The 17576-nt window shown below is 46.0% G+C and carries 15 protein-coding genes and 1 other RNA gene; 10 read left to right on the top strand and 6 right to left on the bottom strand.

Annotation, left to right across the window (positions count from 1 at the left end; genetic code table 11):
* Positions 1-82: 82 nt before the first annotated feature.
* Positions 83-1444 (bottom strand): signal recognition particle protein, encoded by a 1362-nt coding sequence (gene ffh, locus Q1A40_RS16210; RefSeq protein WP_300001952.1) that lies wholly within the window; start codon positions 1442-1444, stop codon positions 83-85.
* 165 nt (positions 1445-1609) lie between these two features.
* Between ffh and Q1A40_RS16205 the strand changes: the two genes are divergently transcribed.
* A complete protein-coding gene (locus Q1A40_RS16205; RefSeq protein ID WP_300001949.1) occupies positions 1610-2398 on the top strand; it encodes an inner membrane protein YpjD in 789 nt (262 codons plus the stop codon).
* A gap of 26 nt (positions 2399-2424) precedes the next feature.
* On the top strand, positions 2425-3708 hold the full coding sequence (locus Q1A40_RS16200) for an HlyC/CorC family transporter (protein WP_300001947.1): 1284 nt from the start codon (positions 2425-2427) through the stop codon (positions 3706-3708).
* Between the two features lie 305 nt (positions 3709-4013).
* Here the strand turns inward: Q1A40_RS16200 and grpE are convergent, their stop codons facing one another.
* Complete coding sequence (grpE, locus tag Q1A40_RS16195; RefSeq protein WP_300001943.1) at positions 4014-4598, bottom strand: nucleotide exchange factor GrpE; 585 nt, start codon at positions 4596-4598, stop codon at positions 4014-4016.
* A 123-nt stretch (positions 4599-4721) separates the two neighbouring features.
* On the opposite strand from grpE, the gene nadK reads away from it, so the two are divergent.
* From nadK to bamE, 3 genes are all read left to right on the top strand, one after another.
* A complete protein-coding gene (gene nadK / locus Q1A40_RS16190; protein WP_259052780.1) occupies positions 4722-5600 on the top strand; it encodes an NAD(+) kinase in 879 nt (292 codons plus the stop codon).
* 84 nt (positions 5601-5684) lie between these two features.
* Positions 5685-7346, top strand: a complete 1662-nt coding sequence (recN, locus tag Q1A40_RS16185; RefSeq protein ID WP_300001938.1) for a DNA repair protein RecN — start codon at positions 5685-5687, stop codon at positions 7344-7346.
* Between the two features lie 217 nt (positions 7347-7563).
* Positions 7564-7905, top strand: coding sequence for an outer membrane protein assembly factor BamE (gene bamE, locus Q1A40_RS16180; protein ID WP_300001935.1), 342 nt, complete (start codon positions 7564-7566; stop codon positions 7903-7905).
* A 56-nt stretch (positions 7906-7961) separates the two neighbouring features.
* Here the strand turns inward: bamE and Q1A40_RS16175 are convergent, their stop codons facing one another.
* Positions 7962-8252: an RnfH family protein gene (locus tag Q1A40_RS16175; RefSeq protein WP_300001932.1), complete on the bottom strand. Its 291-nt coding sequence runs from the start codon at positions 8250-8252 to the stop codon at positions 7962-7964.
* Complete coding sequence (locus tag Q1A40_RS16170; protein WP_300001929.1) at positions 8242-8679, bottom strand: type II toxin-antitoxin system RatA family toxin; 438 nt, start codon at positions 8677-8679, stop codon at positions 8242-8244. Before Q1A40_RS16170 ends, Q1A40_RS16175 begins: the two co-directional genes overlap by 11 nt.
* Positions 8680-8832: 153 nt before the next feature.
* Between Q1A40_RS16170 and smpB the strand changes: the two genes are divergently transcribed.
* Both smpB and ssrA read left to right on the top strand, forming a co-directional pair.
* Positions 8833-9315, top strand: coding sequence for an SsrA-binding protein SmpB (smpB, locus tag Q1A40_RS16165; protein WP_300001926.1), 483 nt, complete (start codon positions 8833-8835; stop codon positions 9313-9315).
* A gap of 646 nt (positions 9316-9961) precedes the next feature.
* Positions 9962-10325, top strand: a transfer-messenger RNA (tmRNA) gene (gene ssrA, locus Q1A40_RS16160).
* 270 nt (positions 10326-10595) lie between these two features.
* On the opposite strand, the gene Q1A40_RS16155 is transcribed toward ssrA, so the two are convergent.
* Positions 10596-12155: an alpha-glucoside-specific PTS transporter subunit IIBC gene (locus Q1A40_RS16155; protein WP_300001924.1), complete on the bottom strand. Its 1560-nt coding sequence runs from the start codon at positions 12153-12155 to the stop codon at positions 10596-10598.
* 62 nt (positions 12156-12217) lie between these two features.
* A complete protein-coding gene (locus tag Q1A40_RS16150; protein WP_300001921.1) occupies positions 12218-13540 on the bottom strand; it encodes a 6-phospho-alpha-glucosidase in 1323 nt (440 codons plus the stop codon).
* Positions 13541-13725: 185 nt separating this feature from the next.
* Here Q1A40_RS16150 and Q1A40_RS16145 point away from each other — a divergent pair, with 185 nt between their 5' ends.
* The 3 genes from Q1A40_RS16145 (at position 13726) to Q1A40_RS16135 (ending at position 17576) form a co-directional block, all read left to right on the top strand.
* Positions 13726-14442, top strand: coding sequence for a GntR family transcriptional regulator (locus tag Q1A40_RS16145; protein WP_300001918.1), 717 nt, complete (start codon positions 13726-13728; stop codon positions 14440-14442).
* 877 nt (positions 14443-15319) lie between these two features.
* Entirely contained in the window at positions 15320-16534 is a 1215-nt protein-coding gene (gene manD, locus Q1A40_RS16140; RefSeq protein WP_300001915.1) for a D-mannonate dehydratase ManD, read from the top strand.
* A 28-nt stretch (positions 16535-16562) separates the two neighbouring features.
* Positions 16563-17576, top strand: coding sequence for a Zn-dependent oxidoreductase (locus Q1A40_RS16135; protein WP_300001912.1), 1014 nt, complete (start codon positions 16563-16565; stop codon positions 17574-17576).

Raw genomic sequence — 17576 nt, 5'->3', positions numbered from 1 at the left:
GCCCGTCGAGAGACAAGCCCGGTGTTATATTAAAAGCCCGAAAATTTTACTCATTTCGGCGCAAAAAGCAATCTAAAACAGCTTAACGGCCTGGAAATCCTGGTGGCATCATGCCTTTCATGCTGCGCATCATTTTGGCCATTCCGCCTTTCTTCATCTTTTTCATCATGCGTTGCATATCGTCAAACTGTTTCAGCAAACGGTTAACATCCTGCACTTGCATACCGGAACCCTGCGCGATACGACGCTTACGGGAACCTTTAATCATGTCCGGCTGTGCACGTTCTTTCAGCGTCATGGAATTAATAATCGCTTCCATACGCACCAGAACTTTGTCATCCATCTGGGATTTGACGTTATCCGGCAACTGACCGGCGCCCGGTAGTTTGCTCATCATACTCGCCATACCACCCATATTTTTCATTTGCTTAAGCTGATCGAGGAAATCGTTCAGGTCGAAACCGTCACCTTTCTTCATCTTACTGGCGAGTTTTTCCGCCTGTGCCCGGTCAACTTTACTTTCAATATCTTCGATAAGGGAGAGAACATCACCCATTCCCAGAATACGGGAAGCGATCCTGTCCGGGTGGAAAGGTTCCAGGGCCTCAGTTTTTTCACCCACACCGAGGAATTTCACAGGCTTACCGGTGATATGACGAATCGAGAGCGCCGCACCACCGCGCGCGTCACCGTCCACTTTGGTCAGTATCACGCCGGTCAGCGGCAGCGCTTCGTTAAACGCCTTCGCGGTATTGGCCGCATCCTGACCGGTCATAGCATCAACAACAAACAAGGTCTCTACCGGATTGATCGCGGCATGAACCTGTTTAATCTCCTCCATCATCGCTTCATCTACGTGTAAGCGACCGGCTGTATCCACCAGCAGAACATCATAAAACTTAAGCTTCGCTTCTTTCAGCGCGGCATTAACGATATCAACGGGCTTTTGCTGTACATCGGAAGGGAAAAAATCAACGCCAACCTGTTGAGCTAAGGTTTCAAGCTGCTTGATAGCCGCGGGACGATAGACGTCAGCAGAAACCACCAACACTTTCTTCTTCTGTTTCTCACGCAGGAATTTACCCAGCTTTCCGACACTGGTAGTTTTACCGGCACCTTGCAGGCCAGCCATCAGCACCACAGCCGGTGGCTGTGCGGCGAGGTTCAGACTGGTATTCTCTTCACCCATCGCTGAAACCAGTTCAGCGCGAACGATTTTGACGAATTCCTGGCCTGGGGTCAGGCTCTTATTCACTTCATGACCCACGGCTTTTTCTTTGACGCGATTGATAAAATCGCGCACTACCGGCAAGGCAACATCGGCCTCCAACAGGGCCATACGGACTTCGCGCAGTGTCTCTTTGACGTTTTCTTCAGTAAGTCGCCCACGGCCGCTTATATTGCGTAAAGTGCGCGACAGACGGTCTGTTAAGTTATCAAACATTGTATTTTGCCTAAAATAATCACTAAGGCCGTGTCTTAAGAACACCAGCCAGAATTTGGGTGGATTATAACATGAAGTGCCTCAGGTGCTATCCAACGGTTGGAGCGGGCGACAGGTAACGTTATACTGATTTTTTTCTAATCTGGCTAATATGAACAACACCCTATGCCTGTTTTTGCCATCCTTGCCCTTGTTGCTTACTCTTTCAGCCTCGCGCTGATCATTCCCGGCCAGCTGAGGAAGAACAGTGGCTGGCGGCGTTTTGCCATTTTGTCAGCGGTTATTGCGCTGGTAAGCCATGCGCTTGCCCTCGAAACGCGTATTTTTACCCAAGACGGTGGACAAAATTTAAGCCTGCTGAATATCGGTTCGCTGGTCAGTTTAATGATTTGTACCGTTATGACCATTGTTGCCTCCCGCAACAGAGGCTGGCTATTATTGCCTATTGTTTATGCTTTCGCGTTAATTAATCTCGCATTTGCGACATTTATGCCCAATGAGTTCATCACACATCTTGAGACAACGCCAGGTGTTATGGTGCATATTGGTCTCTCCTTATTTGCCTATGCAACACTGATTATTGCTGCGCTTTACGCTTCACAGCTGGCCTGGATTGACTACCAGCTAAAAAATAAGCGTCTGGCGTTTAATGGCGAGATGCCACCACTGATGGCAATTGAGCGGAAAATGTTTCATATCACCCAGATAGGTGTCGTTCTGCTCACCCTGACGCTCTGCACTGGTTTATTCTTTATGAAAAATCTGTTCAGTATCGAAAATGCGGATAAAGCCGTTCTTTCTATCATCGCCTGGTTTGTCTACGTTATTTTACTCTGGGGGCATTACCATCAGGGCTGGCGTGGTCGTCGCGTGGTGGTGTTTAACGTGGCAGGAGCCATTATTCTGACGCTGGCCTATTTTGGTAGTCGAGTATTACAAGAGTTTATTCTCTAACGCGTCATAGTTTAAAGGATATCGCTTTGGAACATATATCAACCACCACACTGATTGTTACACTTATCATCCTGGTGCTGGTATCAGCCTTTTTCTCTAGCGCAGAGACAGGGATGATGACGCTTAATCGCTATCGTCTTCGTCACAAAGCGAAGCAAGGAAACCGTGCAGCGCTGCGTGTAGAACAGCTACTCAGAAAGCCCGATCGCCTGATAAGCCTGGTTTTGATTGGTAATAACCTGGTCAATATTTTGGCCTCTGCTATCTCCACGATTGTCGGTATGCGCCTCTACGGTAATGCTGGAGTGGCCATAGCAACCGGTGTTCTGACCTTTGTTATTTTAGTTTTTTCTGAAGTTTTACCCAAAACGATTGCCGCGCTTTACCCAGAAAAAATTGCCTATCCGTTTAGCATCCTCTTAAAACCGCTACAGATTTTGATGATGCCTCTCGTCTGGCTACTGAATACCATTACACGCTTACTAATGCGTATGCTCGGCATAAAAGTGGATAATGTGATGAGTTCAGCCCTGAGCAAAGAAGAACTCCGCACGCTGGTTAACGAGTCACGATCCCAGATGTCGCGGCGCAACCAGGACATGCTGCTGTCGGTACTTGACCTGGAAAAAGTGACCGTCGATGACATTATGACCCCGCGTAATGAAATTGTCGGAATCGATATCAATGACGAATGGAAAGCGATTGCCCGTCAGCTCACCCACTCTCCCCACGGACGTATCGTGCTCTACCGTGATTCTCTGGACGACGCCATTGGAATGCTGCGTCTGCGAGAAGCCTACCGATTGATGACCGAGAAAAACGAATTCACAAAAGAGATGATGCTGCGCGCAGCCGATGAGATTTATTTTATCCCGGAAGGTACGCCACTGAGCGTACAGCTGGTGAAGTTCCAGCGGAATAAGAAAAAAGTCGGTCTGATCGTTAATGAATACGGTGATATTCAAGGTTTGGTGACGGTTGAAGATATTCTGGAAGAAATCGTGGGTGATTTTACCACCTCGATGTCACCCACTCTGGCCGAAGAGGTCCACCCCCAGTCCGATGGCTCAGTGATTATCGATGGCACTGCAAATATTCGGGAACTGAATAAAGCCTTTAACTGGACCTTACCGGAAGAAGAAGCCCGGACAATGAACGGTATGCTACTGGAAGCAATTGAAGAAATTCCGGCACCGGGAACCCATATTCGTCTCTCACATTATCAGATTGAGATCCTGGATGTTCACGACAATATGATTAAGCAAGTGCGCGTTGTCCCCCTGCGCTCATCACGCCCTTCTCACGAATAACAGAATCGCGTAAGGGACGGGATCACTCCCGTCCCCCTTTCACACCACCGTGTTATGGTTCCGTATGGCGCAACGGCTGGACGCGATGTAACCTGGATTACCGCTATCGTTACTTCGACAATCCTCGCACTCTAGTACTTTCTAGTGTTACTCCAGCATCATCAGAAAGCACCACTACGCTAACCATCTCAATTAACAGAGAATATCTGTCAGAGCGCACTTACAAAAAAGCCAGCCGGTTACCGGCTGGCTTAATATTACAGATAACAGAGCCGTCCTGACTCTGTATCCAGGTGCTGACTGATTTAATCTTTCGCTTTCGCCACTGAAACCATCGCAGCACGCAGGGTGCGGCCATTCAGGATATAGCCTTTTTGCATCACCATCAGGACATTATTCGGAGCAATATCGTCAGATTCGACCATAGCGATAGCCTGGTGTACATCCGGGTTAAACGGAACATTGGTTTCGCCAACCACTTCAACACCAAATTTACGCAACACATCAATCATCGATTTTTTGGTCAGTTCGATACCTTCAATCATCGGTGCAATATCAGCATTGCCTTTATCTGAAACTTCAAGGGCACGATCAAGGCTGTCGATAATCGGCAGTAGCTCGTTCACAAATTTATCGAGCGCAAATTTATGTGCTTTTTCGATATCTAATTCAGTACGGCGACGCAGGTTTTCCATTTCAGCTTTGATGCGTAACACGTTATCACGCTCGCGCTGCTCAACTTCCGCCAACTGAGCTTGCAACGTCGCAATCTGGTCCTCGCGTTGATCAGCTGTATTGACACCGTCTACGGCTTCAATATCATCGTGATGCTCTGTTACCATTTCGTCTGAAACTTGCTCATCTGGTATTTTGTGTTCTTTACTGCTCATGAAATTCTCCGCGTGTTTAGCATTAATCTCGCTGGTTCGCTTATTATGGGGATCTGTTTCAGGGTTTCAAGGGAACCTGACATATTGTCGCAGTAACATCTGTGATTAAGGATAAGCTGGATAATGAACAAACATTTCAATTGTATCGGTATTGTCGGGCATCCACGGCATCCTACAGCCCTGACTACGCATGAAATGCTGTATCGCTGGCTGCACAGTGAAGGTTATGAAGTTATTGTAGAACAACAAATAGCGCATGACCTTAATCTTACACAAGTGAAGACCGGTACTCTGGCAGAGATTGGCCAACAAGCAGATTTAGCCGTGGTAGTTGGCGGTGACGGTAATATGCTGGGTGCCGCTCGCGTGTTGGCGCGCTACGATATTAAAGTGATTGGCATTAATCGCGGTAATTTAGGATTTTTGACCGATCTCGACCCTGATAATGCTCATCAGCAACTGTCTGCGGTGCTGGAAGGGCATTACATTACCGAGCAACGTTTTTTGCTGGAAGCGCAAGTCTATCATCAAGATACGCCGACGCGTCTGAGTACTGCTATCAATGAGGTGATACTGCATCCGGGTAAAATTGCCCATATGATTGAGTTCGAGGTATATATCGATGAGGTATTTGCTTTCTCTCAGCGTTCAGACGGGCTCATTATCTCTACACCAACCGGTTCCACAGCCTACTCGCTTTCTGCCGGTGGCCCAATCTTGACACCGTCACTGGATGCCATAACGCTGGTCCCCATGTTTCCGCATACCTTGTCGGCGCGCCCGCTGGTTATCAACAGCAACAGCACCATTCGCTTGCGCTTCTCGCATATGCGCAGCGATCTGGAAATCAGCTGTGACAGCCAGATTTCCCTGCCAATACAAGATGGCGAAAGTGTGCTGATCCGACGTTGCGATTATCACCTGAACTTAATCCACCCGAAAGATTACAGTTACTTCAATACATTAAGCTCAAAGTTAGGTTGGTCAAAAAAATTATTCTAAAAATCGCCATTGCCACTTTACTGTATATAAAACCAGTTTATACTGTATACAAACACAGTTATGGTTTTTCATACAGAGGTGGCTATGCTGACACAACTCACCATCAGTAACTTTGCAATCGTTCGCGAACTTGAAATTGATTTTCAGCAGGGAATGACGGCCATCACGGGTGAAACCGGGGCCGGTAAATCTATTGCAATTGATGCCTTGGGGTTGTGTCTGGGGAGCCGCAGTGAAGCGGACATGGTACGCCGTGGGGCCCAACGTGCAGACCTGTGCGCTCGTTTCTCATTAAAAGACACGCCAGCGGCGCTACGCTGGCTTGAAGAAAATCAGCTGGAAGAAGGCAATGAATGTCTGTTACGCCGCGTAGTGAGCCATGACGGCCGCTCTCGTGGCTTTATTAATGGTACTGCCGTCCCCGTATCTCAGTTACGTGAATTGGGTCAGCTGTTAATTCAGATCCACGGTCAGCACGCCCACCAGCTTCTGCTTAAACCAGAACATCAGAAAAGTTTGTTAGACGGCTATGCCTGTGAACAAGGCATGATGCAGCAAATGCGCGAATACTATCGTGAATGGCATCAGAGTTGCCGCCTGCTGGCTCAGCATCAGCAGCAAGCTCAAGAGCGTGCTTCCAGAGTAGAATTACTCAACTATCAGCTTAAAGAACTGAACGAGTTTGCCCCCGTCGCCGGGGAATTTGAGGTTATCGACGAAGAGTATAAACGCCTCGCGAACAGCGGCCAGCTTCTCTCTACCAGCCAGCACGCTTTAAATATTCTTGGTGAAGCCGAAGAGGCCAATCTACAAAGCCAGCTTTATACCGTACGTCAGTTAATGACTGACCTGGTCGCTATGGACAGCAAGCTCACCAGCGTTCTGACCTTGCTGGAAGAGGCTGAAATTCAGATTTCCGAAGCCTTTGATGAACTCCAGCACTACTGCGAACGGCTGGACCTGGATCCCAACCGGCTCTATGAACTGGAACAGCGTATCTCACGGCAAATATCCCTGGCACGTAAGCATCATATTAGCCCGGAGGAACTCCCTGTATTCTATCAAAAATTATTGGACGAACAGCAGCAGCTGGAAGCCCAGTCAGACTCACAGGGAGCCTTACAGCAAGCCGTTGCTCATCACCATCAACAAGCCTTAGCCGTGGCACGTACTCTGCATCTCAGTAGAGTTAAATATGCAGAAGAACTCTCAATGCTTATCACCAGTAGTATGCAGACCCTCTCAATGCCACACGGCATTCTGGTGATTAACGTCGAATTTAACGAAAGCGTACTTACCGAAACAGGGGCTGACAAAATCGACTTCCGAGTCAGTACCAACCCAGGTCAGCCAGTACAAGCGCTGGCAAAAGTGGCCTCTGGCGGCGAACTGTCACGTATTGCCCTGGCCATTCAAGTTATTACTGCCCGTAAGATGGAAACCCCTGCCCTTATTTTTGACGAAGTGGATGTCGGTATCAGTGGCCCGACCGCTGCTGTCGTGGGCAAGTTACTGCGACAACTGGGTGAGTCGACTCAGGTGATGTGTGTAACACACTTACCTCAAGTAGCGGGTTGTGGGCATCATCACTTCTTTGTCAGTAAAGAAACTGACGGCGAAATGACAGAAACACATATGCAACCGCTGGACAAACGTGCCAGACTACAGGAGCTGGCTCGTCTGTTAGGGGGAAGTGAAGTCACGCGCAATACTCTTGCCAATGCGAAAGAACTGCTGGCAGCCTGATTTACCCCAAAACACAGTGAAGTTGGTGTTAACAATTTGAAAAGAATAGCATTTAATATTTTTCCTTCGATATCAGATGCTTTTTAACTAACTTTTTTGTACTCCTGCGGTCAGAGTTGAGCGCCTTATAGGTTTAAAACTGATTAAAGGTCTATTATCATCGGCATAAAATGAATGTGCCACGTACGACTCGGGCCAGAAAAGGGATCAAATTACTATGCGTTGTAAAATGCTGACTGTAGCAGCAGCGGCTCTTCTGATGTTGACCGCAGGTTGTTCCACTCTGGAACGAGTGGTCTATCGCCCGGATATCAACCAGGGTAACTATCTGACACCCACTGATGTCGCTAAAATTCATACGGGTATGACACAGCAGCAAGTGGCCTACACACTGGGTACACCGTTGATGAACGATCCGTTTGGTACCAATACCTGGTTTTATGTCTTCCGCCAGGAACCTGGCCATGAGCCAGCGACCCAACAGACGCTGATCATGACCTTTGACAGCAACGGCGTTCTGACTGATCTGGTGAACAGACCGAAGCTGACTAACGAATAATGCCTCTTGTCGGGCATAGAAAAAGGGGTGAAAACTGTGTTTTTCACCCCTTTTTATTATTTCTTGGCCGAACGTTCAGCACGTTGCCGACGTAGCTCTTTAGGATCGGCAAGTAAAGGACGATAAATTTCTACTCTGTCCCCCTCGTGTACTTCATCCGTCAGTTTTACCGAGCGGCTATAAATACCAACTTTATTCTTCTTCAGATCAATATCTGTACGTAATGTTAACAGACCAGAAGCGATAATCGCCTGCTCAACCGTGCTCCCTTCCGGTAAAGAAACCTGTCGTAAGAACTGCTTTTCGGGTAGTGCGTACGCCACCTCGACCCGAATATTATGTGACACGGTAAACCTCTTTTGCGCGCACAGTGAATGCCTGCACCATATTACCCGCCAGTTCTTTAAACACCCGACCGAATGCCAGCTCAATCAGTTTATTGGTAAATTCGAAATCAAGCTGAAACTCAATCCGACAGGCATCATCACCAATCGGCGTAAATTTCCAGCCTCCTACCAGTTTTCGAAACGGGCCCTCCACCAGTTGCATGATAATGCTCTGGTTACTGACCAGAGTATTACGTGTAGTGAAAGTTTTGCTTATTCCCGCCTTGGAAACATCGACAGCGGCCATCATTTGACTGGCGGACTCGTCCAATATCCTGCTTCCTGAGCAGCCAGGTAAAAACTGCGGATAAGACTTCACATCATTGACCAACTGGTACATCTGCTCGGCACTGTAGGGCACCAACGCTGTGCGGCTAATTTGAGGCATAACAATTCCCGGGAGTCATAAAACCGGAAAATAATAACATTTATCAGCAGGCAAAGAAAAATTCTCTGCCTCCATGCTAAGATACTCCCTTATTCCTCGTGCATGGCCCGGGGATGTCCTTGAACTCCTGGATGACGTATACTGAGCGGCACTATGACAAAGAAAAAAGCACACAAACCAGGCTCAGCCACCATTGCGCAAAATAAACGCGCCCGCCACGAATACTTTATTGAAAATGAATTTGAAGCGGGTCTTGCGCTGCAAGGCTGGGAAGTTAAATCATTGCGCGCCGGAAAAGCGAATATCTCCGATAGCTATGTCATTTTTAAAAATGGCGAAGCTTTTCTGTTCGGTGCAACCTTTACCCCGCTGACCGTGGCTTCCACCCACGTGGTCTGCGACCCAACGCGGACGCGTAAGCTGCTGCTGAATAAAAGAGAACTGGATAATATATTCGGTAGCGTCAGCCGCGACGGTTTTACCGTTGTAGCTCTCTCTCTGTACTGGAAAAACGCCTGGTGCAAAATCAAAATTGGCCTGGCAAAAGGTAAGAAACTGCACGACAAGCGTACCGACCTGAAAGATCGTGAATGGGCGATGGATAAAGCGCGCATTATGAAACACGCAGGACGCTAATCACTCTGCCCGCTATCACTGGCGGGCCAGTTTTCTTCAACGCCCGTGATGAAGCAGGGAAAGAGTACTTGGTGGAATAATAGTCACCACGATGCTTATTATTCCGCGGCGATGAAAGCGTGTCGTGAACGGCAGAACGATTTATACCGGCACAAAGTAGTTGAAGCCGCTACTTGCCAAGGAGTCTGTGGCTCGGGTGCCGACTCCAGCAGCAGGAAAACGCAGACAAGATCGAAGTACAATTTTGCTCATTTATTCCTTATGTTATTTACAAATACCATAGGTCAGAACGCTTACCGCTATTAAACAATAAACACTCTTGCGTGTTCATCTGTTAACAAAAAACAATCCCATGAAATAAATAACATATATAAAACAGCGCATTAACGACAAGAAAGTGAATAACGTTGTTCGCGCAGTCCGGTATCAGCACACGACCAATCAACGCTCTTTTCCAGGCTCAACGCAGTAGCAGGTTAATGCGACCTTCCCTCGTACCTGAATTAAAAACCACCGTAATGCACAGTATTTAAACATCCTTTTCATTCCAGATAACAAGAAGTGATTCAATAACCTGCATCTGAGTAATTCTCTGTACAGCGCTAGTCAGACGCTTAATAAATCTGTTATACTCGCCCTACACATTGGGGCTGATTCTGGATTCGACGGGATTTGCGAAACTCAAGGTGCATGCCGAGGGGCGGTTTGCCTCGTAAAAAGCCGCAAAAAATAGTCGCAAACGACGAAAACTACGCTTTAGCAGCTTAATACCCTGCTTTGAAGCCTCCTCTCCCTAGCTTCCGCTCTTAAGACGGGGATCAAGAGGAGTCAAACCCAAAAGAGATCGCATGGAAGTCCTGCCTGGGGCTGAAGTGCTAAAACTAATCAGGCTAGTTTGGTAGTGGCGTGTCAGCCCGCAGCTGCCCGGCGAATGTAAAGACTTGACTAAGCATGTAGTGCCGACAGTGTAGTAATTTCGGACGGGGGTTCAAATCCCCCCAGCTCCACCAAATTCTCCATCGGTGATTACCAGAGTCATCCGATGAAGTCCTAAGAACCCGCATGGTGCAAGCCTTGCGGGTTTTTTTGTTCATTTAATTCATTCGTATATTTTAAAATAATTTATTAAATCATAAGCATAGAAATTATTGTTGGTTTTGAAATACAGAAAGATTTGGGGCACAGGCAGTGATAAATGTGGTGTGCAAATCCTGGCTAGACAACAAAAAGACAGAAAAAAGCTCCCCCAGAAAATGGCGGGAGCGATAGCTGGCTTTCTGTTAAGAAGGTGACCGCATATACTGGCTCATTTCTTCTCTGACCTGTGGTACGGTTAAGCCAACGATGATTTGGAAGCTATCACCACTTCTGACTACATTAATTGCCCCATGCTGCTGAAAGTACTCCGTCTCAGTGACAATATCCGGGTTATGAACCTTCACTCTTAAACGAGTAGCGCAGTTGGTTAATAAAGCAATATTGTCTTTTCCCCCCAGACCATGAATAAATGCCAGGGCTTGATTGTCCTGAGAGTCACTTGCCGATGAGTCTTTCTTCGCCTGTTTATAATCGGATTTGGTATACAGCTTCGCCTCAGAGTCACCACGACCCGGGGTTAATATATTGAATTTTAAAATTAAACTGCGAAATACAATAAAGTAGATAGCTGTAAAACTTAAACCGATCAGCGCCTGAATCACATAAGTGCCTGCATGATTACTTCCCAGGGGGAGCCAGTTCTGGAAAATAAAATCAATTAAACCGGTTTGAAAGTTACCCGAAACACCAAATAGATAGGCAATCGTTGCCATTGTGGCGGCTAGTGCAGCATGTAAGGCAAATAACAGCGGTGCGATAAACAAGAAGGTAAACTCTATCGGTTCAGTGATACCGGTAAGTATCGCTGTCAACGCAGCCCCGAGAACCAAACCTAATACCATTTTTTTATTTTTGGATTTTGCTGTCGAATACAAGGCCAAAGCTATCCCCGTACAACCAAACACTTTGCCCATTCCCGTTAGCATTAGTCCTCCCTGAGGGAATTGCTCAGTCAGTGGTGCATCACTGGCAGCAAACTCTGGAATATGTTGGATCCAGTAGGCTACTGTTCCACCATCAACAGCGACAGGACCGTAAAATACGGGGCCATACACAAAGTGGTGCAACCCTGTTGGGATCATAATACGCTCAAGAAAGGTAAAGACCCATACACCTAAAGAACCTGCTGAAACTAAAAAGGTTTGTAAATTATTAATACCATGCTGGATACTTGGCCATATTAGACAGGTAATGATCGCCAGTAATACCATGACAGGAAAACTGATAATAACGACTAATGGTGTACCACCAAATACTGCCGCCCAATTAGGTAGTCTCTTATCAAAATAACGGTTGTGGATCCAAACAGAGATCCCGGCAATAGCAATAGCGCCAATCAGATTAGTATCTAGTGTTAAGATCCCACCTATATCGGTCAGACCACGCTCTCCAGCAGTATAATTAACGCCTAAATCTGCTCCCCAGAATTGCAGTATGCCTCCCACAACATAATTAAAGGTAATATAGGAAACCAAGGTTGCCAGTACAGCCCGACCTGATGCTGATTTTGCTAAAGCAATAGGTAGTCCGACAGCGAATACTAGAGACATATTTTTAAATACGGCTAATGAAGCTTGCAGCAAAATCGTGGAAACTTTAACCCAATTGCTCCCTTCCACTGCCCAAGGAAATAAATCTTGGTTAAGCAGCATGACCGAAAGTCCAAGTAGCATACCGGCAGCTGGAAACAGAAGTACTGGAACAAACATCGCAGCGCCAAAACGTTGGATAATATCTTTCATAACAGCCTCATCCTTTGGTTAAACTGTTTTATCAGGCCCGTTTAATTGGGCCTGATAAAATATTAAAATTGAGGTAAATAAGAGGCGTTCTCTGCGAGTAATTTATCGACAATCGCTTGCGCAGCGGGCACATTTATTACGGTACGGTTTAATGTCAATGCATTGACTAAGGTTTGACGGCAACCACTAAACCATGCATCAACGACTAACTTCTCGTAACCAAGCTGTGTTTCTATCATGGCTTTCTGGAAAGTAGGGATCTGTCCGACAGCAAAAGGTTTAGGACCATCATTGGTTAACGCTGCCGGGACTTCAACCATGGCATCAGCTTGAATATTTGCAATTGCACCATTATTAGGCACGATAACTAAGTAGGTCTCGCCCTGGTTATAAGCTAATGAAGCTGCGACTCGCACCATATAGCGCCCATGAATATCCGCATGTAGATGTTCCTGTTGTGCTGTTCCAGCTTCAATAATACGGCGGTTAAGTTCAAAAACGCGTTTCTCTCGACCATTAATGACCTGGCGCGCGCGGGTATTATTGATGTCCTCTTTGGCCACCATTTTTTCCGGATACAGGTAATATTGCAAATAAGTGTTAGGAAGATACTCAGGATTGTCACGCAACATTATTTGCATATTCTTAAAAGTTGCCTGCCATGAAGGGTCATCTGCAATTTCAGCATCCACCGCAGTGATCCCTTTTTCCAGGATAATATGCTTAATTTTACCCGTCAGATCGTCCCCCTGACGGTTACGAATTTTAGTGAACCATCCGTAATGATTTAAACCAAAATATTCAGGTACCAGATCCCAAATTTCGCAGTTGAGTAACTGAGCGTAACTGACCATGATTGCAGCCGGCATATCGCAGATATTCAGGATACGTTTATCATCGGGAAACTCGCGGTTTAGAGCTTCCGCTACTATTGCTGCTGGGTTGGTATAATTGAGGATCCAGGCATCTGCAGAGTAGTGTCGAATTTCATTAATCAGCGTTATCATGTCGCCTATTGAACGTAGTCCATAAGCCATCCCTCCCGCACCACAAGTCTCTTGCCCTACACAGCCAAATGAGAGTGGAATCTGTTCATCACGCTCGCGCATCGCTAAACCACCCGTGCGGATCTGAATGAAAAAGAAATCACTGTCACTGAATGCCTCAGCTTTATCCGTCGTATAAATAAACTCTTCCACTTCCGGATAAGCTTCACGTAAGACTATTTCGGTTGCCATAGCATTAGAAGCCTGACGTTGCTCGTCAATATCATAGAAAGTAATTTTTTTGAGCGGAAAATTCTCTTTTTCTGCAATCAGGCTGTTGATCATTCCTAATGTGTAGGTACTCCCTGCCCCAACTATAGTGAGTTTTTGTTTTTTCATGCTTTCATCCCCGTTCTATGACTGGTCGATTTGTATTATTAAAGTACCAAACAAACAATACATTAATAATACATTTGAGGTCATTTTTTGAACCAGGTAGCAATAAAATTGTTAAAATGTACTTTAAATGTATTATCGATCACATTTTTGTTATCATGAATCATGCCTGTTGGAGGGACACTCGCGTGGATAAACCAAGATATTTGCAGATAGCTGAACAGCTGATCGAAGAGATTAAAAACGGAAAATATAAACCGGGTACATTACTGCCAACTGAAGCCATACTACAGGATACCTTTGTCGTTAGTCGTGTCACTATCCGCAAGGCAATGGAAGTGTTACTTGAACAAGATCTCCTGAATCGTGTCAGAGGAAGTGGCACTTACGTAAAAGCCCCAAAAACGCAGCATAATGCTTTCGAGCTGACTGGCTTTATTGAGGAAGTCTCGGCACAAGGCAGAAAACCTTCTTCTAAAGTCATTACCTTTGAAATTCAACCCAGTAATGCCCTTATTGCCAAAAAATTACAGATAGAAGAAGGGCAACTCATTTATGCAATCAGACGTTTACGCTTGATTGATAAAGAGCCTGAAATATTAGAATGTACTTACCTGCCAGTAGAAATGTTTACTGATTTAAGTCTGGAAATAATGCAAACCTCAAAATATGATTATATTGAGAATCAGAAAGGACTCACTATTGCCTCAAGCAAACAAGTCGTTCGACCTGATACATTAACGGAAGAGATTGCACCGTTACTGAACAGCCCTGTAGGTACACCCATTTTGCGTGTTGAATCAGTCAGTAAGTTAACAAATGGCATTCCTTTTGAATTTACCATCAATTATTTTAGGTTAAAGCAGTACAGCTTCGAGTTTACGGCTTATCGCAAACCCCAATAGAAAATAATATTTCAGGTTTTGTGCTGCACTGATTTTTCGCCAGCTCCATTAACCAGAAGTCTTAAAGGCATCCCCTCGCTGGATTGAGACATCTGTAATGATATTTACAACCTTTCATTTTCAGGAGTTAAACAGATACCGTTCAGGATATTATGTCTGAGCCAAATCGGTCTGACTTCTGAAAATGTGATTGTCATCTCAGATTTAAAGGAATTATCTCCAGTCATCAATGTCTTTATCAGATGCATTGTCGGTTAAATATAAATCTTAAACGTCGGATAAAAAATAAATTCGGAAGAGAGAAAGCCGTGAGTTCTTGTAAACCAGTCTGATATCCAGTGAGCATTGGATTTTATTTATGATGGTTTATATTACTGAGAGCCTTCCAGTATCCCGAATGTTATTGATGAGGCTACATGTGAAATCCCTGGCTGTTCTTTATCTGCAGACAGAGTTATCCATTCATTAAAAAACCAAATAAATCATTCAGATACAATAAAAATAACGGATTTATTAAGACATTTAATAATTTATTTAGGAGGGGGGTTTTAAGTATTTTTCACTTTGAATTATTACGTCAACTCAAAGTGAAAACACGGTTTGACAGCAAGGTTAAAACCAGAAAAACATAAATAATCGTCCCCGAAAGATATATCGAAAAATACTCAGAAAACGCGAATCAAATCGTTCTCAAATAACGGGGAACCGATCATACATCGGACATAACGTAATCCATAACTCTGGTCATTCATCACAGTCTTTAAACAAACATCAACAATGTTAACTAAATGTGAAGCTGTTCAAATAATCTCCATAAATATGGTTGTATGGTAGTAAGCATTGAAGAGTGTCTGTACGTATAAAAAGGATAACTAGCGTGAAGATTGTCAGTGCTGAAGTATTTGTCACCTGCCCTGGGCGTAACTTTGTCACCTTGAAAATTACGACAGACAGCGGATTAACCGGTCTGGGTGATGCCACTCTCAACGGCCGTGAGCTACCAGTTGCTTCTTACCTCAAAGATCATATCTGTCCACAGCTTATTGGGCGTGATGCGCATCATATCGAAGATATCTGGCAGTTTTTATATAAAGGGGCGTACTGGCGTCGTGGCCCTGTGACGATGTCCGCGATTTCAGCAGTGGATACCGCGTTGTGGGATATCAAAGCCAAAGCCGCCAATATGCCGCTTTACCAGTTGCTGGGAGGCGCATCGCGCACGGGTGTTATGGTCTATTGCCATACTACAGGCCACTCGATTGATGAAGTGCTGGATGATTATGCCAGACATCGTGATGAAGGATTCAAGGCAATTCGCGTGCAGTGTGGCGTGCCGGGTATGAAAACCACTTACGGTATGGCGAAAGGAAAAGGACTCGCCTATGAGCCCGCAACTAAAGGCAGCTATCCGGAAGAACAACTGTGGTCGACAGAAAAATATCTCGATTTTACGCCGAAGCTGTTTGAGGCCGTGCGCGAAAAATTTGGTTTCAACGAGCATTTGCTGCACGACATGCACCATCGTCTGACCCCTATTGAAGCCGCGCGTTTTGGTAAAAGTATTGAAGATTATCGCCTGTTCTGGATGGAGGATCCAACTCCTGCCGAAAATCAGGCCTGCTTTCGTTTAATTCGTCAGCACACCATCACGCCGATTGCCGTGGGGGAAGTGTTTAACAGCATCTGGGATTGTAAACAGCTGATTGAAGAGCAACTCATCGACTATATCCGCACCACAATTACGCATGCGGGCGGCATTACGGGTATGCGTCGCATTGCCGATTTTGCCTCTCTCTATCAGGTACGAACAGGTTCACACGGTCCCTCCGACCTCTCTCCTGTCTGTATGGCAGCAGCACTGCATTTTGATCTCTGGGTACCGAACTTCGGTGTTCAGGAATATATGGGGTATTCAGAACAAATGCTGGAAGTATTCCCGCATAGCTGGACTTTCGATGGCGGTTATATGCACCCGGGCGACAAACCAGGATTAGGCATTGAGTTTGATGAAAAGCTGGCCGCAAAGTACCCCTATGATCCCGCCCATTTGCCGGTTGCCCGTCTGGAAGATGGCACTCTGTGGAACTGGTAATAGCAGACCCGATTATCAGAGGTTAAAAATGAAAAGCATTGTGATACAGCAGCCCAACAAATTGCAGATTGAAGAACGCCCTGTCCCACAACCCGCGACAGGTGAAGTTCGGGTGAAAGTCCGCTATGCCAGTATCTGCGGCTCAGATGTCCATATTTGGCGTGGCCACAATCCTTTTGCCCAATATCCGCGTGTTATCGGGCATGAGTTTTTCGGCGTAATTGATGCTGTTGGAGAGGGTATCGACGCCTCACGACTTGGAGAGCGTGTTTCGGTGGATCCGGTCGTGAGCTGCGGTCATTGTTATCCCTGCTCGGTTAACCGCCCTAATGTGTGTACCGAATTACAGGTTATCGGTGTACATCGGGATGGTGGATTTAGCGAATACAGCTGCGTACCGGCTGCTAATGCTTATCCTGTTCCTGATGCAATACCCGATCAACTGGCAAGCCTTATAGAGCCCTTTACGATTGCCGCGAATATCAGCGCCTTTCTCTCACCAGTTCCCGGTGATATCGCCCTGATTTATGGCGCAGGTCCAATGGGATTAACGGCGATTCAGGTACTGAAAAGTGTTTATGGTGTGGATCAGGTCATTGTGGCCGATCGTTTACCGGAACGACTGTTGATGGCTCGTAATAATGGTGCAGATCTGACGCTGGATAATAGTCAGGTTCCGCTGTCAACACAGTTAGCCGGCATTAAACCAACCTTGATTATTGATGCGGCTTGTCACCCTTCTATTCTGTCAGAAGCGATTGCCCTGGCCTCCCCTGCAGCACGTATCGGGCTGCTCGGTTTTTCAGACGAGGCCTGTCATTTTACCCAGAAGGGTCTTACCAGTAAGGAGCTGTCGCTTTTTACCTCGCGTCTTAATAGCAAACGCTTCCCCGCAGTGATTGACTGGCTGACGCGTGGATTGCTCGAACCTGAAAAATTAGTCACCCATTATTTACCGCTTTCTCAGGCAGAAGATGCGATGAGTAAATTCGAACAAGACCCCCGGGGTTGCTGCAAAGTCATTTTAGATATTCAGGCGTAA

The sequence above is a fragment of the uncultured Cedecea sp. genome (assembly GCF_947498825.1).
Taxonomy (GTDB): domain Bacteria; phylum Pseudomonadota; class Gammaproteobacteria; order Enterobacterales; family Enterobacteriaceae; genus JGM124.
This window is presented reverse-complemented; position numbering and strand designations above follow the sequence as displayed.